This is a genomic window from Flavobacterium nackdongense (genome assembly GCF_004355225.1).
Classification (GTDB): Bacteria; Bacteroidota; Bacteroidia; order Flavobacteriales; family Flavobacteriaceae; genus Flavobacterium; species Flavobacterium nackdongense.
The window spans coordinates 2,510,082-2,531,123 of the sequence record NZ_CP037933.1; the positions used below are offsets into that span (position 1 = coordinate 2,510,082).

Annotated in this window: 18 protein-coding genes; 5 read left to right on the forward strand and 13 right to left on the reverse strand. The window is 34.2% G+C overall.

The annotated features are described in order from the left end of the window. Window positions 1–165: 165 nt before the first annotated feature. Window positions 166–1,278 carry a DNA-processing protein DprA gene (gene dprA, locus E1750_RS10725; protein ID WP_133276774.1) on the reverse strand — a complete coding sequence of 371 codons (1,113 nt, stop codon included), beginning with the start codon at window positions 1,276–1,278 and terminating at the stop codon, window positions 166–168. 102 nt (window positions 1,279–1,380) lie between these two features. Between dprA and E1750_RS10730 the strand changes: the two genes are divergently transcribed. Beyond that, complete coding sequence (locus E1750_RS10730; RefSeq protein WP_133276775.1) at window positions 1,381–2,328, forward strand: HU domain-containing protein; 948 nt, start codon at window positions 1,381–1,383, stop codon at window positions 2,326–2,328. Between the two features lie 71 nt (window positions 2,329–2,399). Here E1750_RS10730 and E1750_RS10735 read toward each other — a convergent pair whose 3' ends face one another. From E1750_RS10735 to E1750_RS10750, 4 genes are all read right to left on the reverse strand, one after another. Next, a complete protein-coding gene (locus tag E1750_RS10735) occupies window positions 2,400–2,723 on the reverse strand; it encodes a hypothetical protein (RefSeq protein ID WP_133276776.1) in 324 nt (107 codons plus the stop codon). A gap of 114 nt (window positions 2,724–2,837) precedes the next feature. Beyond that, window positions 2,838–3,470, reverse strand: a complete 633-nt coding sequence (locus tag E1750_RS10740) for a response regulator (RefSeq protein ID WP_133276777.1) — start codon at window positions 3,468–3,470, stop codon at window positions 2,838–2,840. After that, window positions 3,467–5,122 carry a sensor histidine kinase gene (locus E1750_RS10745; protein WP_133276778.1) on the reverse strand — a complete coding sequence of 552 codons (1,656 nt, stop codon included), beginning with the start codon at window positions 5,120–5,122 and terminating at the stop codon, window positions 3,467–3,469. The genes E1750_RS10740 and E1750_RS10745 overlap by 4 nt, the downstream gene beginning before the upstream one ends. Window positions 5,123–5,257: 135 nt before the next feature. Further along, the gene (locus E1750_RS10750) at window positions 5,258–7,525 is read right to left on the reverse strand and encodes a helix-turn-helix domain-containing protein (RefSeq protein ID WP_133276779.1); all 2,268 of its coding nucleotides are present in this window, start codon (window positions 7,523–7,525) and stop codon (window positions 5,258–5,260) included. A 267-nt stretch (window positions 7,526–7,792) separates the two neighbouring features. Between E1750_RS10750 and E1750_RS10755 the strand changes: the two genes are divergently transcribed. Next, the gene (locus E1750_RS10755) at window positions 7,793–8,311 is read left to right on the forward strand and encodes a fasciclin domain-containing protein (protein WP_133276780.1); all 519 of its coding nucleotides are present in this window, start codon (window positions 7,793–7,795) and stop codon (window positions 8,309–8,311) included. Window positions 8,312–8,393: 82 nt separating this feature from the next. Here E1750_RS10755 and E1750_RS10760 read toward each other — a convergent pair whose 3' ends face one another. The 5 genes from E1750_RS10760 to E1750_RS10780 form a co-directional block, all read right to left on the reverse strand. Then, complete coding sequence (locus E1750_RS10760) at window positions 8,394–8,957, reverse strand: OmpH family outer membrane protein (protein ID WP_133276781.1); 564 nt, start codon at window positions 8,955–8,957, stop codon at window positions 8,394–8,396. A 245-nt stretch (window positions 8,958–9,202) separates the two neighbouring features. Next, entirely contained in the window at window positions 9,203–10,051 is an 849-nt protein-coding gene (locus E1750_RS10765; protein ID WP_133276782.1) for a class I SAM-dependent methyltransferase, read from the reverse strand. A gap of 150 nt (window positions 10,052–10,201) precedes the next feature. Then, window positions 10,202–12,073: a tRNA uridine-5-carboxymethylaminomethyl(34) synthesis enzyme MnmG gene (mnmG, locus tag E1750_RS10770; RefSeq protein ID WP_133276783.1), complete on the reverse strand. Its 1,872-nt coding sequence runs from the start codon at window positions 12,071–12,073 to the stop codon at window positions 10,202–10,204. 273 nt (window positions 12,074–12,346) lie between these two features. Continuing rightward, window positions 12,347–12,766: an rRNA maturation RNase YbeY gene (gene ybeY / locus E1750_RS10775; RefSeq protein WP_133276784.1), complete on the reverse strand. Its 420-nt coding sequence runs from the start codon at window positions 12,764–12,766 to the stop codon at window positions 12,347–12,349. Continuing rightward, window positions 12,763–16,119, reverse strand: a complete 3,357-nt coding sequence (locus tag E1750_RS10780) for a DUF4175 family protein (RefSeq protein WP_227873875.1) — start codon at window positions 16,117–16,119, stop codon at window positions 12,763–12,765. The genes ybeY and E1750_RS10780 overlap by 4 nt, the downstream gene beginning before the upstream one ends. 75 nt (window positions 16,120–16,194) lie before the next feature. Between E1750_RS10780 and E1750_RS10785 the strand changes: the two genes are divergently transcribed. Together E1750_RS10785 and gltX are read left to right on the forward strand one after the other, a co-directional pair. Beyond that, complete coding sequence (locus tag E1750_RS10785; RefSeq protein ID WP_133276785.1) at window positions 16,195–17,004, forward strand: Fic family protein; 810 nt, start codon at window positions 16,195–16,197, stop codon at window positions 17,002–17,004. 75 nt (window positions 17,005–17,079) lie between these two features. Then, window positions 17,080–18,591, forward strand: coding sequence for a glutamate--tRNA ligase (gltX, locus tag E1750_RS10790; RefSeq protein ID WP_133276786.1), 1,512 nt, complete (start codon window positions 17,080–17,082; stop codon window positions 18,589–18,591). 86 nt (window positions 18,592–18,677) lie between these two features. Here gltX and E1750_RS10795 read toward each other — a convergent pair whose 3' ends face one another. Then, on the reverse strand, window positions 18,678–19,316 hold the full coding sequence (locus tag E1750_RS10795; protein ID WP_133276787.1) for an outer membrane beta-barrel protein: 639 nt from the start codon (window positions 19,314–19,316) through the stop codon (window positions 18,678–18,680). Between the two features lie 76 nt (window positions 19,317–19,392). Between E1750_RS10795 and E1750_RS10800 the strand changes: the two genes are divergently transcribed. Next, entirely contained in the window at window positions 19,393–20,394 is a 1,002-nt protein-coding gene (locus E1750_RS10800) for an SPFH domain-containing protein (protein WP_133276788.1), read from the forward strand. A 34-nt stretch (window positions 20,395–20,428) separates the two neighbouring features. Here E1750_RS10800 and E1750_RS10805 read toward each other — a convergent pair whose 3' ends face one another. Continuing rightward, window positions 20,429–20,683: a DUF6327 family protein gene (locus E1750_RS10805; protein ID WP_133276789.1), complete on the reverse strand. Its 255-nt coding sequence runs from the start codon at window positions 20,681–20,683 to the stop codon at window positions 20,429–20,431. Window positions 20,684–20,685: 2 nt separating this feature from the next. Further along, on the reverse strand, window positions 20,686–21,036 hold the full coding sequence (locus tag E1750_RS10810; RefSeq protein WP_133276790.1) for a competence protein: 351 nt from the start codon (window positions 21,034–21,036) through the stop codon (window positions 20,686–20,688). Window positions 21,037–21,042 lie beyond the last annotated feature (6 nt).

Sequence of the window (21,042 nt, forward strand, 5' to 3'; positions counted from 1 at the left end):
CTTTTGTTGATATGAATAGAAAGCTTTACACAAAAGATAATATTAGCAAAGGCATTTTGGCTAGATTAAGAGAAAAATTGGGGTTTTAGTAAGAAAACATATAAGTTATAATTTGTTCCATAAATCAATTAAATTTAAACCTTTTATGACTTACATGTTTCAAAATTAAATCGCCTCAAATAATTTCCCCGGCAAAGGCCGAATTACACCTTTCAGTTCCATATTCAGGAGCATTCCCGAGATTTTATAAATCGGAAAATCACATTTCAAGGCAATAATATCCATCATTTCTTTTCCGTTTTTTAGGAGGAAATCATATACTTTTTGTTCCTCGGGTTCAAGCGTGACGAAAAGTTGTTTTTGCACCGCTTTTTTGTCATTGCGAGCCTGCGAAGCAATCTCCCAATTCAGGATATAAACTAAATCGGCGGCGCTTGTCAAAACGTTTGCTTTTTGGGTTTTTATCAAGTTGTTGCAGCCTTGACTGTATTTGTCTGTTGTTCTACCGGGAACGGCAAAAACATCGCGATTGTACTCGTTGGCAATATTTGCTGTAATTAAAGATCCGCCTCTTTCGGCAGATTCGATAACGATTGTGGCTTCTGAAATTCCCGCTACGATGCGGTTTCTACGAACAAAATTTTCCTTTTCGGGATTGGAAGAACTCCAAAATTCGGTCATAAAACCACCGTTTTGTTCCATTTTGGAAACATATTTCTTGTGGTTTTTGGGGTAAATTTGGTTCAAACCGTGCGCTACAACACCTATGGTTTGCAAATTGTGTTCCATCGCCAATTGATGTGCAAAAATATCGACACCATAAGCAAAACCACTAATAATCACTGGTTCAAGTGGAGCCAAATCTTCAATCAATTTTCGGCAAAACTCCATTCCGTAGGAAGTGATTTGTCGCGTTCCCACAATACTGATGGTTTTCTTGTTTTTGAGGTCTATATTTCCTGAAGTAAATAAAATAACAGGTCCGTCGATGCAATGTTTAAGCCGATCTGGATAACTTTCGTCCTGAAAATAGGAAACCTTGATTTTGTTTGAATTTATGAATTGAAGTTCTTGTTCCGCCTTTTCGAAAATCGATTTGTCTTTTAAATTTTTCAATAAAACAGAACCAATTCCATCAATAACGGCAAGTTGAGAAGTTTTTGTTTTGAAAATTTCTGTTGCATTACCGCAATGAGTGATTAATTTTTTGGCAATAATATCGCCAACGCCTTCTACTTGTTGCAGAGCTAATAAATGAAATAAATCTTGGTCTGTCATACTAATCAATTGAGGTTGAAAAGTATAAAAATAAATGGGAATTGTTAATAAAAATTGTGAATAAAATTTTGATAACTATTTTCAATGTATAACTTTGTAACTATGAACATCGAATCTTATATCTCGCAGCTTTTATACCGTTACCAATGTGTAACCGTTCCTGGTTTTGGAGCTTTTTTGACTGAAATTGAGTCCGCTCAATTAATTGAAAATTCCCATTCCTTTTTTCCTCCAAAAAAAGTGATTTCTTTCAATGCCCATCTGAAAAACAACGATGGATTGTTGGCCAATCATATTGCTCAGGCCGAAAAAACTTCATATGAGTATGCCGTAAGTGCAATTCAATATGAGGTGTTCAATTGGAAAAAAGCTTTGCAAGAAACTGGATATTTTGCCATCAAAAATGTGGGTAATTTTTCCCTAAATGCTGATCATAATTTAGTTTTCACCCCTTCAGAGCAAACCAACTATTTGACGAGTTCTTTTGGACTGAGTGCTTTTGTTTCGCCAGTAGTGAAAAGAGAAATTTTCGAAGAAAAAATCGAAGCTCTCGAAGAAAATATTGAGGAAAATGAAGTTATCAAACTTATTCCAGAAAGAAGAAGAGCAAGCGTATATTTGAAATATGCAGCGGTTTTTGTTTTAGGATTGGGTATTGCTGGCGCAGTTGGATATCCAGCTTATCAAGACCATATTGCCCAAGAAACGATTATGGTTGAAAAATCGGTTCAAAAACAAGTTCAAAACAAAATTCAAGAAGCCACTTTCTTTATCGAAAACCCAATTCCGGCTGTAACACTTACAGTAAAAGAGTCGAAAATGTCGTATCATATTATGGCGGGTGCTTTCAGAGAAGAAAAAAATGCTGAAAAAGTATTCCAAAAATTATCCGATCAAGGGTATAAAGCGAGAAGAATTCCTCAAAATAAATACGGATTATATCCTGTTCTTTACGGAAGTTATGCCACTTTTGCCGAAGCTGAAAAAGCGAAACAAGAAATCCGAAATACCGTCAATCCCGATGCTTGGATATTGATTGAGTCACTATAAAAAAGAAACCCATTCGAGATGAATGGGTTTCTTTTTTTATGCTATTTCAAACGGACTATATAGTCTTGTACTTATTTATACCCTTGAGTCCAAGGCCCGTAGTTTTTATAAGCAGGTCCAGTTAATTTTTGTCTTTCACTACCACCTATTTTCACTTCTACTAAGTTTTCTTTTGGAGTCTCTTTCGAAGGTTGCTGGTTTTTATACGCTGGCCCTTCTAATGATGCTATACTATTTTGTGAATAAATTTTCACTGGCTCTGATTTATCCATCCAAACTTGATAATTTTTATAAGCAGGACCTGTTAAATCATTCTTTTTTACATTTTTACCTTCTTGTGCAAATGCACCTACTGACAGGAATAAAACTCCTAAAATTAATGCTAACTTTTTCATAACTATTACTTTTTTTGTACTTGACAAAGTTACGATCAGTAATAGGTCTTTAGGAATCTGTGAAACTAACCTTTTTATATCCGTATAAATACGGATAGGCTTGGCTATAATGTGTTATAGCAAATTCATTTCTGTCGCTTTTTTTATGAGTTCGGCAGTATTTTTAACCTCTAATTTTTTCAAAATATTGGCGCGATGGGTTTCTATTGTTCTCGAACTAACAAAAAGTTTAGCAGCAATTTCATTGGTTGTTAATCCCTTGGAAATTAATCCTAAAACTTCGGTTTCTTTATTGGATAAAACATTTTCACTAATGCTGCTAGTTGCCATGAAATTGATCATTTTTTCTGATATTTCGGCACTAAAATATTTTCGTCCTTGACTAACGGTTCGTATTGCTAAAATTAATTCAGCTTCATCTGTGTTTTTCAAAAGATAGCTGTAAGCGCCCATTTTAGCGCACTTTGCGATATAATTACCGTCATTGTGCATCGAAATAACAATCGGTTTTATAGTAGAGTTTGAGGCTTTTAATTCTTTTAAAACCTGAAAGCCATCCACAGTGGGCATACTAATATCTAGCAATACAATATCGGCATCAAACTGGCTATTTATAAGCTCTATAAAATCAAATCCGTCAGCAAGACTCTTAACGATCTGTATATCGTCATACTTTCTAAGTAGTTCTTCGATCCCATTTCGAAAAAGCTGATGATCATCGGCAATTATTAATTTGATTTCGTTCATAATTCTATGGGTAATTCAATTTCAAAAGTTGTTTTTCCAGGTATTGAATGGATTGCAATTGTACCATTGCAAATTTCAACACGTTCTTTGATGTTACTAATTCCTAAACCTAATTTGACGGTGCTGCTATCAAAACCAATTCCGTCATCAAAATAAAAAAGAGAAATAAAATCATCGAATTCTGAAAGTGTAATTCGGATGTTTTTAGCATTAGCGTGTTTTAAAGAATTATTGATAAGCTCTTGGCTAATTCTAAAAAGATTAATGGCTTGATGGTTGGTAATGTTTGAGTTATCTTGTTGTGTTAGATCTTCGAATTCGATACTAACAGTAGTTGATTTTTTAAGGTTTTCTATAAAATTAGTTAAGGTTGCTCCTATTCCAAAATCATCTATGGAAGCCGGCATTAAAGCATTCGACATCAATCTGATTTCAGAAATAGTGTCATCCACAATTTTTTTCATTTCCGTTTTCGTCGATTCATTTTCAACTTTATTTTCAATATAGTGCTTCAAAGAGGTTAAATACGGGCCTACTCCATCGTGGAGTTCTCGTGATAATCGTCGTCTTTCGTTTTCTAAACTATTAACTAACATTCGTTTGGCTAAAATTTGGGTGTTCTCTTCATTATTTCTAAACTCTATCAACTTATCTCTCATCGCTAAAAGACTTTTGCCTAGCAAATCATTAGGACTTTTTAACTGATAATCGGTATTTAAATTCATTTTACCAATAGCATCGGAGAATTTTACGGCGCCTTGTAAAGAAACTTTCAAATTCGCCAGCGCATCAAACATTTCCTTTATCTCATTAGAATTTTTTATAAATTCATTCGTTTGATTGTAATCTCCTTCTGCCATAATTCGGAGACTTTTTTGCATATTTTTTATTGGGCTGCTAATAATTCTTGTAAGAAAAAGTGAGAAAAAAACAGCTAAAAGAAAAATACCAAAAGTTAAAATTACCAACCTTTCCCTTAATTTTTTTAAAGGCAAAGTAACTTCATCAACATCAATTTCAGAAAGAATTACCATTTTTAGGTTAGGGATTTCTAGAGGGCTTGACACACTGTATACCGCGACACCTCTGTAATCCTCAAAAACACCTCTGCCGTTTTTCCCTTTAAAAGCGTTCGCAACGTTTTCTTTTTTAACAGAAAGGGTGTAAGGGATTTTATCAGGATAAAAACGAGATTGAGATCGCAATCGAAAATCTTTACCGACGAGGTAGGATTCGCCACTGCTCCCCATTCCTGTTCGTTCGAATAGTATTTTTTTTAACTTGTTGTTATCTAAAATTTTGATTTTTGTACCTCCTTTAGTCTTAGATACAAAACCGATTGCTGTTCTTTTATCAATACAATAAGGTGTAAAATCGTGAATTCCACTGCTGATTTTTATACTAGCAGGAAGAAGAATTATTGAACTATCAACATTTTGGTTGTAGAATTCGATCGTCTCAAACCTTTCCCATTCCGATTTTATTAAATGTTCAATCTGTTTTTTTTTGAGTGTTTTAATAGAATTTAATTGCTGCAAAACACGATCATCTAAAACCTTTGAAAATTCTTGATAGGAAACAAAAGCCAAAACAACAATTACAAATGCAATTAGACTGTTAATTATAATCAATATCAAGGTTCTGATGCTCACTAAGATATATTTTAATAATGAAACATTATTTTGTTTAATGAGCTGGATTCAAATAAAATAGAAACGCCTCATCATTTTAAGTTTTGTAAATATACTTCAATAAATAAAATTAATCCGTTTTTCGAGTTCAATCATTTAATTCAAACTCGCCTTAAACATTCGCAATTCTTCCCAACTGAATTTATCACCATATTTTTCTTTCAGAGGCGAAATCGATTCTTCTTTGTAGCCATAAAAAGCCTCGGTCAATTCCTGGATTTTATCCTCGGGCAAAACATCGTTGATACTGATGGTTTTAGCAATTATCAACTTGGTTAAATGTCCTAAAATGGTTTCCTCGGTAAATTTTCGAATCGCAGCAATTTCCTTAATAGAATTCTTTTCTAACCACAATTCGTAGGTTTCTTGAATCGTAGATTTTTTGGGTGCTTTCGGCTCTTTTTTCTTTTTGGTGTAGCGTTCCACATCGGCTTCATCTTCAATCAAAGTGACATTTACTTCCTTGAACTGCGCTTGAATAGCCTCGGTTTTATGGCGAATATACTTCTTGATGGGTTCCGAAGTTAAACGTTCCTTCGAAATCGTTTCGCCGGCAACGACAGTTTCTATCAATAATTTGGCTTTCATTAATCGCAAAACCACTTTGGTTTGCAGTTCTTCTAACACCATTAATTCATCATAAAAAGCTTTGGCTTTCTTGAGCCGTTTGACTTCTTCGACTTTCCAAAGAATTTCAAAAACCAAATCGTCCATTGGTTTAATGAAATAATTGTAAGCCGCCTGAAAACGTTCCGAAACGTGATTCAAATCTACTGTTTCCGTGCTGAAAATTTTATTCAATTGCTGAATGAATTTTTGGGATGGATCCATAAGCCTGTCGATGGCTTCCAATTGTTTTGCTGCCCAGATTGCCTGTTTCGATTTGGCCGAACTTTCGGAGTTTTCTAAATAACTGAATTTGTGATTGCGCCATTCTTGTGCCAATTCAGTCCAATCGAAACTGTTGATCAAGTAGTTAAGGATAAAATTTTTGGTTTCAAAATGCAAAGAATTTTTCAATAGTTCATCCGAAGCTTTGTTCAATGAATAATCCATCACTTCTTGATCGTTCGAAATACCATTCATTTGCAGCGGCGAAAGCAAAACTAGACCGTTTAAAGAGCGTAAACGCGATAGAGCTACATAAGCTTGTCCGGGAAGAAAAACTTGCGAAACATCAAGCACAGCTTTGTCAAAGGTTAGTCCTTGGCTTTTATGAACCGTTATTGCCCAAGCGAGTTTGATGGGATAATGAACAAAAGTGCCTAAAACCTCCTCCTCGATTTCCTTCGTCAATTCATCGACTTTGTAGCGAATGTTTTCCCATTCGTATTTTTCGACTTCGATGGTGGTATTTTCTTCGGGAAAATGAACCAAAATTTCCTCTTTCGAAAGCGATTCTATCATTCCCATTTTGCCATTAAAATATTTTTTTTCAAAGGACAAATCGTTTTTTACAAACATTACCTGTGCTCCTACTTTCAATTTTAATTCTTCGTCAACCGGAAAAATTTTATCTGGAAAATCCCCTACGATCGAAGGTTTGTAAACCACCTGTTTTCCTTCTAAATCTTCCAAGGCTTGGGCATTTATCGCATCGGCTTTGGCATTGTGAGTCGTCAATGTAATGTAGCCTTTATTGGCTTTCAAATCAAAGTTTGGATTAACGTATTTGTTCAAGCTTAGGACGTCCTCAGAAGAGATTTTATTGTTTCGCAAATTGTTCAAAATCGAAATAAAAACATCGTCGGTCTGCCTGAAAATTTTCGACAATTCTATGTATAAAGGTGGATTTTGCTGAATGACGTGCGAATGAAAAAAGAATTTTCCTTTGTAATAATTACGCAAGATACGCCATTCCTCATCGCGAATTACGGGCGGCAATTGCAACAAATCACCAATAAATAGTACTTGAACGCCGCCAAATGGCCTGTTTTTTTTCCGGACGGTTTGCATCATAAAATCCATCGCATCCAATAAATCGGCACGAAGCATACTCACTTCATCGATAATGAGCAATTCCATATTTCGAATCACCGATTTTTTTAAACCACTCATTTTAAAATGCCTACGCAAAGTGGCTTTGGTTTCAAATTTAGTGTTTTCGGAAAAATGAGGTGATGAATTTTCGGGAATAAACCCACCAAAAGGCAACTGAAACATTGAGTGAATCGTAACGCCACCGGCATTTAAAGCAGCAATTCCTGTTGGCGCCACCACCACCGTATTTTTATGTGTGGTTTGAATAATTTCGCGAAGCAAGGTGGTCTTACCTGTTCCCGCTTTTCCGGTGAGAAAAACGGAACGGTGCGTTTGATTGATAAACTTTAAAGTGTAAAAGGCGGCTTCGGAAATAGCTTGCATAAGGCGTATATTAAAAAATAACAAATATAAAATATTGTTTGTCAATCCTGTGAATACGAAAGGATAAAACTGGATAATCTATTCGATAAAAAATATTGACAGAGGTCGTAACTAACAAACCAAAAAAATTTCTGCTAATTTTCAGAGCGATCTTTATAGTAGGCAAATATCAAACATCCTATAAATATATGTTAAACTACATTTACCAAAGAATTATTATCCTACTTTTGTTTAATAAAATTTAAAAACAATTAAACAAATTAAATTATGAAATCTATTAAAGTATTAGGTGTTGTATTTTTTACAACTTTAAGCGCAATTACCGCAATTGCTCAAAATTCCAAAACAGTAGTTGAAAACGCAATTGCATCTAAGGATCATACCACATTGGTAGCAGCCGTAAAAGCGGCAGGATTAGTAGAAACTCTTTCTGGTAAAGGTCCATTTACAGTTTTTGCGCCAACAAACGCAGCTTTTGCAAAACTTCCTAAGGGAACTGTCGAATCCTTGTTAAAGCCTGAAAACAAAGCAAAATTACAAGCTATTTTGACTTACCACGTAGTTGCAGGTAATTTAGACAGCAAAGCTGTTGTAGCAGCTATCAAAGCTGGAAAAGGTTCTGCAACTTTAACCACAGTTCAAGGAGGGAAACTGGTTGGATCAATTGATGGCAAGAACGTTATTCTAACTGATGAAAAAGGGAACAAATCGACAATTACAGCGGTAGACATTGTATCGTCAAATGGAGTAATTCACGTTATTGATTCTGTTGTATTGCCAAAGTAGTAAATGACAATCTGCTAATTCATAAAGGTTAAAAAAAAACGTTTTCAAAATTTGAAAACGTTTTTTGTTTTTAGCTAAAATATTACTTTTTAACTTCCTCTTTTTTGTTGGAAGAATTGTATTTATCATTCAACAATTTGATAATATCTTTTGTGATATCTAATTTGTCTTCCGCATACAAAATACTAGCGTTAGAATCTCCTGTTCCATATATGTAAGTATAGCCTTTTTCTTTACCGTAAGCTTTGATGGCTTTTTTCACATTCGAAACTAAACTGTCCATTTCTGTCCCACCTTCTTGTTGCAATTGTTGTGCTAAAGCTTGTTGGGCTTGGGCTAGTTGTTGTTCTCTTCTTTGTAATTCTGCTCCTTTTTTCTGAGCCCATTCTTGACCGTTGGCTTGGGCTTGTGCTTGAAAATTTTGAGCTTCTTGTTTGAATCTGTTGATTTCTGCTTGAAGTTGTCTTCCTTTTTCCTCTCCTTTGGCTTTGTATTTCGCGTCAAGGTCTTTTGTTGCTGTGTATTCCTTCATTAAAACCGAAGTGTCTACATAAGCTGTTTTTACTTCTTTAACTTCTGCCGCTGGTTTATTATTGCAAGAAACTATCGAAATAGCAAGGGCAATAATTAATACTGATTTTTTCATTTGATAAATTTTCTGAATTTTAGATTTGATAACAAAAATAGAAAAAAATACACAGCATTAGCAAAAAGATAGAAAAATGCTGAAACTATTTAAGCATAAGATTTTGTTATTGTAATTTCATATTTAATAATTTGAACCTATAAGAATTGACTTTAATAGCTTTGAAATAATCGCATTTCTCTAAAAACACAATAAATATTGCTTTCAGCTATAAAAACACCTCTTAAAAGTCCTTAAAATGATTTTTAGTTGTTTTTTAGGATGTAAATGTGTGAAGAATACTCGAAATCCTTCTTTGCTTTTAAATTCGACTGTAATCCAATGAAAAAAGCTTTAATAAAATTCATTTTTCCAGATTTGTACTTTTCGGAAAGTAAGCTCACATAAAAAGAATCAAATTTCATTGGCAAGACTTTTTCCAGTTTCATTTCTTCTTTTTTGAAAAGTAATTGTATTGCTGTTTTAGAAAAATGCCAAAAATGAATCGGCACGTCAAAAGCTGCCCAAAATTTTCCGTAATGTTTCGCGTCGAAAGATTTGAAATTAGGGACGGCAATAATTAAGCTTCCTGTGGGTTTCAACAATCGTTTCAATTCTTTGATTTGTTTATCTAAATCTGGAACGTGTTCTAAAACGTGCCACATCGAAATCACGTCAAAAGAATGATTTTCTAATTCGCTAGTTTCTTCAACGAAGGACACTCCTTTGTTTATCGCAATAGATTTTGCTCTTTCACTTGGCTCCACACCTACAGTTTGCCAACCATCATTTTTGGCTACTGATAAAAAATCTCCTGTTCCAGCTCCAATGTCTAAAATCATTCCTTTTTGTGGCTGAAGTGAATTGATTAAATTGAGTTTGTTTTTTAAAGCAATACTTTTTATAAAATGGTATAATTTTTCAAACAAAGAACGCTTGTTGTCGGTATGGGAAATATAATCTTCACTTTCGTAATATTTACCCAAATTTTCCAAACTCGGTTGCGGATGCGTAATTAGCATATCCAAAGTTTCGTCATAATACAAATCGAACGTTTCTTGCGAAACGGAATAATCTTTTACAGTAAGGAAATGTTTTTTGTTTGAAATGTCCATTTATTTATTCTATTCTTTTTTTAAATTCTCAATAATACCAAGCCTTCGCAAAGTAGTTTCACGTGGAACAATTTGATTTAAGATTGTAGATTAACGATTTTTGATTTCAGATTAATATGCAATCTGAAATCTATACTCTGAAATCTGAAATTATCTACCCATATAAATCAACAAGACGGAAACATCGCTTGGCGACACTCCACTTATTCTTGAAGCTTGTGAAATTGTCACGGGACGAATCTTGCTCAATTTCTGCTTTGCTTCTATTGACATTGATTTGATTTTGTTGTAATCGAAATTTTCAGGGATTTTTACGTCTTCTAAACGAGTCAGTTTATTGGCGTTGTTTCTTTCCTTCTCGATATAACCTGAATATTTCACTTGAATTTCGGCTTGTTCCAAAATTTCTTGATCCAAATTATTTTCAGTGACATAATTAGCTACCTTCTCGAACTTCATAATATCTTCCAAATCGATTTGTGGACGCGAAAACACTTTAAACATCTTGTCTCCTTGGGTAATTAACGCAGTGTCTTTTGACTCCAAAATTGGATTAGCTTCAGCTACAGTTACACTAGTTTCTTTGAAAAAAGCCACCATTTTTTCGGATTCATTCAATTTGTGCTCCATTCGACGCAAACGTTTCTCGGAAGCCAAACCAATTTCATACGACATTGGCGTTAATCTGAAATCAGCATTGTCCTGACGCAATAAAGTTCGGAATTCTGCACGGGAAGTAAACATTCTGTATGGTTCTTCTGTTCCTTTAGTAATTAAATCATCTATTAAGACGCCAATATAAGCTTCGTCTCTTTTTAAAGTAAAAGGTTCTCTTTCCTGAACTTTTAATGCCGCATTAATTCCCGCCATCAATCCTTGAGAAGCCGCTTCTTCATATCCAGTGGTTCCATTTATTTGTCCAGCGAAATATAATCCGTCGACCAACTTAGTTTCCAAGGTATGTTTTAATTGTGTTGGTGGAAAATAATCATATTCTATTGCATATCCAGGACGGAAAAATTTCACTTTTTCAAAACCAACAACAGAACTCAAAGCTTTAAACTGAATATCCTCCGGCAGGGATGTGGAAAACCCATTCACATAAACTTCACAAGTATTCCACCCTTCAGGTTCTACAAATAATTGGTGCCTTTCTTTATCGGCAAAACGATTTATCTTGTCTTCGATAGATGGGCAATATCTTGGTCCAAGTGATTGAATTCTTCCGTTGAACATTGGCGAACGATCAAAACCTTCTCTCAAAATATTGTGAACTTCGAGTGAAGTATAAGTCATATGACACGATTTCTGATGAACCAAAGGCGAAGTACTATCTGAATACGAAAACTTATCAGGCTTAGCATCTCCCTTTTCTTCATTCATTTTAGAATAATCCAAGGAACGTCCGTCTACACGCGGTGGCGTTCCTGTTTTCATTCTTCCCGATTGAAATCCCGCTTTCACTAAATCTTCGGTAATTCCATAAGCAGCGCTCTCGCCTGCTCTTCCTCCGCCGAATTGTTTTTCTCCGATATGAATCAAACCATTCAGGAACGTTCCATTAGTCAAAACAACAGATTTGGACTTGATTTCGATTCCAAGCGAAGTTCGAATACCGTTAACTTTACCATTTTCGATAATTAAACCGCTTACCATTTCTTGGTAAAAATCAAGACTTGGTGTTCCTTCGAGCATCAATCTCCATTCTTCAGAAAAGCGCATTCGATCACTTTGAACCCTTGGCGACCACATTGCAGGTCCTTTGGATTTGTTCAACATCTTGAATTGAATCGCAGTCTTATCCGAAACAATTCCTGAATACCCCCCAAGCGCATCGATCTCCCGAACAATTTGTCCTTTGGCAATTCCCCCCATTGCAGGATTGCAGGACATTTGTGCAATGTTTTGCAAACTCATCGTCACCAGCAAAGTTTTCGAACCCAAATTAGCCGCTGCAGCTGCAGCTTCACAACCTGCGTGACCTGCACCAACCACAATTACATCATATTCTTCTAGAAACATTTGATTTCTGATTGTTGATTAACGATTTTTGAATTTAGATTTACTTTCTAAAAAACTAAATCTTTGATTTATATATTTGTTCCACGTGAAACAGTTGGCTTATGATTTCAGATTAACGATTTTTGATTTCAGATATCTTAAAAAACTTGATTCTAATTTTGTTCCACGTGAAACAATTTACAAATATTATCCATAAGGAAAAAGATATGTAAAGTATTTATTTAATCACACAAAATCTGAAATCAAAAATCGTTAATCGAAGATCAAAAATCTTTATTGTTCCACGTGAAACATTGCTAATTTTTCATCCTCTTTACTTCTCATTAAAACCACATCACTTTCTGATTTGTCTTTATAACCACAGTAATGCAACACGCCGTGAACCATCACCCTCCTTAATTCATCCTCAAAAGAAACATTAAAATCAACCGCATTATCTTTTACTCTCTCAATGGAAATAAACATATCGCCACTGATTTCATTGCCAATAGTGTAATCAAAACTAATAATATCAGTATAATAATCGTGTTGTAAGTGCTCTTTATTTATCTGTAGCAGATACTCGTCATCACAAAAGATATAATTAATTTCTCCTAATTTTTTATCTTCAGATACTATTACGTCAGAAATCCAGTTGCTTATTGCCGCTTCATTGTCTAGCGCAAATTCGGTTTCGTAATTAAACTCTATCATTTTTTATCGAAATATTCTTGAACTTTTTGGTTAAAATTCGAGCGCAAAGGTAAGGATTGTCTATTTAATATTTCTACGCTATTTAAATAATCCAATAATGCCGGCGGCAAGGGTTTCGATTGATTAGAAAACTCTTTTTTATTGGTTTCAGATTGTCGTTTATTTTCTTGACCTTGTTGTTGAATAGCGCTATCCAGTTTTAATAATTCTTGCTTCACATTTAAGATCCTTTGAAGCGTTTCATTCTTAAATCCTTTGTTTAATAATTGCTTTTCAATTTCCTTCATTTGGTCTAAAGCATTCTGTCCGTTTCCGCCAAATCCTTGTTTACTCAATTCCTTTTGCAAAGCATCACGAAGCTGTTTTTGTTCTTTGTAAATTTCCATAATCGCTTTGGCATCGCCTTCACCATCTTCACCATTTTCACCTTCAGAACCTGGTTTCTTGCCTTCTTTCCCTTTATCTCCTTCTTTGCCTTCGCCCGGTTTTTCTCCGGGCTTCCGCCCTTTTTTCATTCCGTCCTTCATCTTCTCGGCAAGACCTTCTTGCTTTTTGATAATGTCAGGCAATTGCATTCCTTCGCCTTGACCGGGCTTGGGTTTTCCCTGACCTTCGCCAGACATTGACATTTGCATATTGTTTAAAATGTCAGATAAAAAATCAGCCAATTTATTAGCAGAAGATACCGTGTATTGCTGATGTGAAACTCCTTTTGGAATTTGAGCATCTGCAAAAGTCTCTAATGATTTATCTAAATTGTATTGCGCATTGCCAATTTCTTTGGTAATATTTTCACCAAATTTTGGATTTCGCAAAGACATTGCAAACAAGCTGTCGTCAATATGTTTGAACTGCAATTTTAAATCTTGTTGGATTTTAAGATTTTTATTGAAAGCTGGAGAACCTACTTTCGCACTCTTGAATTTCGTCATAAGGTCTTCTTGGGAAAAAGAAAAAGCTAAAAGATTATCCAGAATTTGACGTAACATCGCAACGTCCTCCTCCATTTGTTCCATCTCACCGCTTTCCATACTTTGCTCCATTTTTTCGGACATTTGCTTCATTTTCTTGGCAGCACTTTTCTGTTTCGGTTTGGCCGATGCTTTCTTATCTTTTTGCAATTCATCTGAAGCAATTTTCAAATCTTCGTCAATGCTTTTTTCTTGTTCTTTGTCATTGGGAATATCTAAAGGCTTTTTTAATTCCTTATTTTCTTTATCTAATTCTTGAAGATCTTCTTGAATTTTATCGAACTCTTTATTGATTTCGTCTTGATTTTCTTTAGTGTTTTCTTTGTCTTTGTTCGACAAATCTTCTTGTTTTTCCGAAAGCTTATCCAATTTATCTTTTAATTGTTCTGCCTTTTTTTGAACATAATATTTCTTGGTTAATTCAACCAATTGCTCCAAACTTTTCGATTGATTTTTGGCAGTTTGTTTGAACTTATCCATTTTCTCCATCAAATCCTCTTGTTGGATTTTATCGTTAAGCTCTTTCAGTTCATCCAATAATTTTTTATTTTTCTCCAAATCTTTGTCGACATTATCTAATCTTTTTTGTAGCTCTTCCTTGAACTCGTCTTTTTTGTCCGTTTTAGATTTGTCAAGATTATCTTTCATTTTCTCAGCAAATTCCTTCATCATTTTATCTTGCTGATTTTGCCGCTTAATGAAATCATTTATTTTTTGTTGGTCTTTAAATTCAAAGTTTTCTTTTTCCTTTCCGGATTTTTGCAATTTATCTATCTCGGAAATTTGTTTGTCCTGATTTTTCAATGACTTTTCTAAACCATTAATGCTCTCATTTTGCTGCTGGAATTGCAGATCATCCTTCTCTTCATCCGTAGCAATACGATTGGAGAAAACAGATGACTTCGTGCTTTTGAAATTATGAATCGCATCGTTGTCAAAAACTTCGAAATAATATTCATAAGAAACTCCTTGTTCTACTGGAAGCGAACTAGGAAAAGAAAAAATAAACTGATCGTACAAATTAGATTTTACTGCAATAGTTCCACGTTTAACCAATTCAGGCCTGTTTTTAGGATAATAAACCACCTGAAGTTTAGATAAGCCGTAATCATCTGAAATTTGTCCTAAAACATAGTTTTTGTCGATTTTAAGACTATCTGGAGCGTTGTTTACATTGATAGTTGGAAACTGGTCTTTGATTACTGAAATCTGATAATTTAATCTCTCGTAATCCTTTACTATTTCATTAGAAGTCAGAATTTGGTATTCTGTGTTTTGAGCCATTTGTTTCGATAAAGTAAAATCGTTATCCGATTTAGAAAAAGAAAAACTGGTAGTCAAATTTTTCCAAACTACATTTTGTGTTGCCAAAGTATTGATTTGCCAAGTAACACGAGTGCCTTCAGGAACGATGGCGTTTCCGTTTCCTTTGATAATCTCCTGTTTCTTTTTAAGATAAGAAGGAAAATTCAAAATCATTTCAAAATTGGCAATCGATGGAACGGTAACCACATTCAACTCATAATCGGATGAAGAAACCTCATTCGCCTCCACGTGGAACAAAACGTTTGCTATTGGTTTTTCAATTCGGTATTGAAATTCTCCGGCTTTAGTGGATTCCATAAAATAACTTTCGTCACCAATAAAAATCATCGCATTTTCAGGAACAATTTTTCCTAGAGTTTGTATTCGAATGATAAAATCTTTGTTTTGTTCGGTTTGCAAAATTGGATTCAAAACTAAAAATTCGAATGGAGCTGGAGGAATGAATTGCTCTTTGAAATGCACTACCCTATCCAAACTTTGAGAAAGTATTTTACTATTTCCAGAAACATAAAAAAATGCAAAAAACAAAATTGGCAGGATTGCCAAAGGCAAATATTTTCTATTTGAATTAAAATTAATAGCATTTCCAAAAGGAATTGGCTGCAGTGAATTTGCCTTTTGCTCTATCGAAGCCAATAACAATTCCGATTTATTCTGATGCAAATCAGCATCCGACAATTGAAGAAAATTCGTCAGTTTATCATTTACTTCAGTGAAATGATTTCCAATAATCGCAGATGCTTGTTTATAATCAATCCCTTTTTGGAGTTTGAATAGTTTGAATATTGGAAATAAAATAAATCGGAACAAGAGGAAAATTTCCACGCCAATAAAAGTCCAAAACAAAAATGTTCTTCCCATTGGCTTAAGCCAAAGAAAATATTCTACCACAAGCGTAAAAAGAAAATACAGCAAACCCAAACTGATAAAGAAAATAATTCCCCTAATCAGTTCGTTGGTGTAAAACTTCCTAATAAAAAGTTCTAGCTTTTGATATATAAGCTTCGATTGTTCCAAAATTGATGACGTTTTTTTATAACCGCTAAAAGTAACCATTTTTAAATTTAGTCAATGTTAAAAATATTATAATCGAAAAAAAGCGTATTTTTACAATAGTTAATTTTTAACAAAATGGAAAAACTAATCGAATTATTAAAAAAGTATAAATCATTAAATGTGATTCCTTCTCTCGAAGAAGAGCAAGCACAATTGTTTGAATATGTTTATACCACAAACCGATTAGAAGGCAATCAATTATCACTTTTGCAAACTACCGAATTATTCAAAAGCGACACCATTTCTGGAAATAACATCAGAAATTCGGATATTTTAGAACAAAAAGGAATGTACAGAGCATTGAAAAGAATGCTTTTGGCGGTAAAAAACAAAGAAGAATTATCCACAAAATTGATTTTAGAATTGAATTGGTTGAGTATTGGAAGTCTTTGGAATGAGGATTATTATAGGAACGCCAAAGAAAAAGGACAACTACAAAATCAATTTAAGGCTAGTCAAAACGTGATTTCTATAAAACAAAATGGCGTTGAAAAAGAAAAGATAATACCTTTAAGTTCTCCTAAAGATGTTCAGAAAAATATGGAAAACTTGATTGAAAATGTTAATAAAAGTGAATCTTCGGTTTTGGATAAAGTGGTTTTCTTGGCACAAGAAATTTGGATTCATCAACCTTTTGTTGACGGAAATAAAAGAACTGGACGACTTTTAATCAACTTTTTATTGATGAAAGAAGGTTTTCCCCTGTTTTCTTATGACACCGAAAATCTAAATTACAATAGTTTACTCGTGGAACAATATTACGATTCCAAACCCCATTTGGTGAAAAATTACATTATTGAAACGCTGTCCAAAAAAATGAATGATGATATCGAAGCGTTTTCAAAAATTAAAAAAGATTTTAAAGGATTTCGATTGATGCTATAAATTATTCTCCAAAAACTTCCCACTTCCCACTTCTGACTTCTAACTTCTAATTATCTTTGCACCAAAATTTATAAAATGTCAAACCCAATTCGAGTGCGTTTTGCACCAAGTCCAACGGGACCTTTACATATTGGCGGAGTGCGTACTGCCCTATTCAATTATTTGTTTGCCAAAAAAAACAACGGTGTTTTCTTTCTTCGAATTGAGGACACGGATCAAAATCGTTTTGTTCCTGGTGCCGAAGAATACATTATGGAAGCCTTGGAATGGTTAGGAATTGCTCCAGATGAAACCATTGGAAAGAATGAAAAATTTGGTCCTTATAAACAATCCGAAAGAAAGCATTTGTACCAACAATATGCTGATGAATTAATCAATTCCGGAAATGCGTATTATGCTTTTGATACTGCTGAAGCATTGGATTTGCACAGAAAACAACACGAAGAGCAAGGAAAAACATTTATTTACAATTGGCATAATCGTGAAAAACTGGATACTTCATTAGTAATTTCTGCTGAGGAATCCGCTAAAAGAATTGCTGCTGGTGAAGATTATGTAATTCGCTTTAAAACTCCAGTTGACGAAACTTTGTATTTGAAAGACATTATACGTGGCGAAGTGAAGTTTGAAACTAATCTTTTGGACGATAAAGTTTTGTTCAAAAGTGATGGAATGCCTACGTATCATTTAGCGAATATTGTTGATGATCATTTAATGGAAACTTCTCACGTAATTCGTGGTGAAGAATGGTTGCCTTCTATGCCTTTACACGTTTTATTGTACCGAGCCTTTGGTTGGGAAGCACCTGAATTTGCACATTTACCATTGATTTTGAAACCGATTGGAAACGGAAAATTATCCAAACGTGATGGCGATAAATTAGGATTTCCTGTGTTTCCATTAGAATGGAAAACTGCAGAAGGAGTTTCATCAGGTTACAGAGAAAAAGGATTTTTTCCGGAAGCTGTAGTTAACTTTTTAGCTTTATTGGGATGGAATGATGGAACAGAACAAGAATTATTTTCGTTAGAAGAATTAGTTCAAAAATTTGATTTGAATAGAGTACACAAAGCGGGCGCTAAATTTGACCCAGAGAAAAACAAATGGTTCAACCACCAATATTTAGTGAAACAAAATGATGAAGATTTGGCAAAAGCCTTTGCTCCTATTGTTGCTGATAAAGGTATAGATTCCTACGAATTGGCTAAGTTGGAAAAAATAGTTTCACTAATAAAAGAACGGGCCAATTTCGTTTCAGAATTTTGGGATTTGAGTGATTTCTTTTTTGTGGCACCAATATCTTATGATGAAAAAGCAAGAAAAAATTGGAAGGAAGAAACTCCAACTTTGATGCAAGAATTGATTTCAGTTCTTGGAGAAATAACCGATTTCACCTCCTTGAATATCGAAACCATAGTAAAAGATTGGATGACGAAAAACGAAATTGGAATGGGAAAAGTAATGCAGCCGTTTCGTTTGAGTTTAGTTGGCGCTTTGAAAGGTCCTCACCTATTTGACATCGTGGAACTCATTGGAAAAGAAGAAACGATTCAAAGAATCGAAAAAGCAATAGATTCTTTAAAATAAACACAAAGTTCACAAAGAAGGCACAAAGTTCACTATTATTCTAGTACCCTTTGTGCTTTCTTATTTAAAAATATTGATGTATTTCTTTATAAATAAACAATCAAATTTCCATTCAAAATTCCTGGATTTCCTTTAAAATTATAACCTAAATTTTGACTGTTTAAATTTCCAAGTATATTGTTTAGACCATATTGGTAAGAAACATTCAGCCGAAAGTGACGAACTCCGGCGGTGATTCCTATTACAGGATAAAAATTAAATTTAGAAATATCCACAATATCTTTCGCCAACAAAGTAGTTCCTGTAATGATATTGTTTTCTTTGTCATTTTCCACATCAAGCTTTCCATTAATTTGAACCAATGGTCCCATTTCTATACTTAAATGGCTTTCGATAATTTTATAACTCCACATCAATGAAATTTGAGCAGACGCTAATTTATAATTGGTGTCTTCGGTAATAAATCCGCTGTTTGTGGCAACCGAAAAATTGTTTTCGCTAAACTGTATCGCATACACCATATCCCAATTGTTATAATAATTGCCACGCATCGAAAGTCCACCGTTCCAACCTGTACCGGCTTTTGTTTGAAAATCGTTTGTGTTTAAAGTAAATTGATTCACACCAAAACAAATTCCGATTCGGTTGGAATCTCGATAATCATATTGTGAAAAACAAAACAATGTAATCTGTAAAAAAACAGCGGTAAAATATATCTTTTTCATAAAATAGCTTTAAACATCGGCAAACCTAAAGTTTTTTTGTAATTTAACAGTGATTTTTAACCTAAATTATATTTTTATGGATCCTTTTTTTATTGTTATTTTGGTCCTCGGACTCTTTATTTTTCTGTCCTCCTTTTTTACTGTCAAACAACAGACCGCTGTTATCATTGAGCGCTTTGGGAAATTCCTGAGCGTGAGAAATTCAGGTCTTCAATTAAAAATTCCATTAATTGACCGAATTGCCGGTCGTGTTAATCTTAGAATTCAACAATTGGATGTTATGATTGAAACCAAAACAAAAGACAATGTTTTTATCAAAATGAAAGTTTCGGTACAGTTCAAAGTCATTCAAGAACACGTTTATGAAGCTTTTTACAAACTGGAATATCCTCACGATCAGATTACCGCTTACGTTTTTGACGTGGTTCGTGCCGAAGTTCCAAAATTGATTCTTGATGATGTTTTTGAACGTAAAGATGATATTGCTATTGGCGTGAAACGCGAATTAAACGAAGCGATGATGACTTATGGTTACGATATTATCAACACTTTGGTGACTGACATTGACCCTGATATTCAAGTAAAAAATGCAATGAACCGCATCAATGCTGCCGATAGAGAAAAAACCGCAGCAATGTTCGAATCGGAAGCGCAAAGAATTAGAATTGTGGCTAAAGCCAAAGCGGAAGCGGAAAGTAAAAAATTGCAAGGTCAGGGAATTGCTGATCAAAGAAGGGAAATTGCACGAGGATTGGTAGAAAGTGTTGAAGTCCTAAATCAAGTTGGAATCAACTCACAAGAAGCTTCCGCATTAATCGTAATTACCCAACATTATGATACTTTACAAGCCATTGGAGCTGACACCAATTCCAATTTAATATTGTTGCCTAACTCTCCTCAAGCTGCCAGCGATATGCTCAACAGTATGGTCACCAGTTTCACAGCGTCGAATATTATTGGCGAACAAATGAAAAATCAACCCAAAAGAGTGAAAAAACAAGGCACTACAGCGATTGATTATAATCCGTCGGATACTTCAAATCCAGCAGAAAATCCAAATCCAACGGAACAAGCATAAAATCATAAACAATTTTTACGCAAAAAAAAGAGGCTTAACGGCCTCTTTTTCTTTTTAAGAACCAATTGATTAAAATTGGAACTGCTATGTTGATTATCGTTCCTGAATAGTTCGAAAGAATCGATTTATAATCTCCAACAAATCCTTTAATAAGATTTAGCGGCAAAATACTTTCTTTTGTCTTTTCAACATCTAAAACTATTCTTTTTAGATTGAGTTCTTTCTCCACTTTTAGAATTTCCAACTCTAAATCAATTTGCGCGTAGGACGAATATTTTTTGGTTCCCATAGTTAGTCGTTAAAAAAGATTTCTGAAAATTTCTCCAAAATAGGTCCTTCAACGATTTTATCTTTAACTAAAAATAAAAGTCCCGAGAAAACCAAATAAACGCCTCCTACTATCAAAAATCCCAATGCAGTACTATCTAAGGCTTCGCCGATAAAAAAAGCTCCAGCTATAGAACAAAACAACAAAACCATCATCAAACTCATTGCAATTAAAGCGAATTTCAACATCATCGTGGTCGATTTCATCGCCACCTTAAAACCCCATAACTTATAATAGGCTAGGCTGTTTTCGATATACTCTTTCGCTTGTTTTTGAATGTCTTCGGTATGTTCTTTTAGTTCTTCAAAAGCCATAAATTA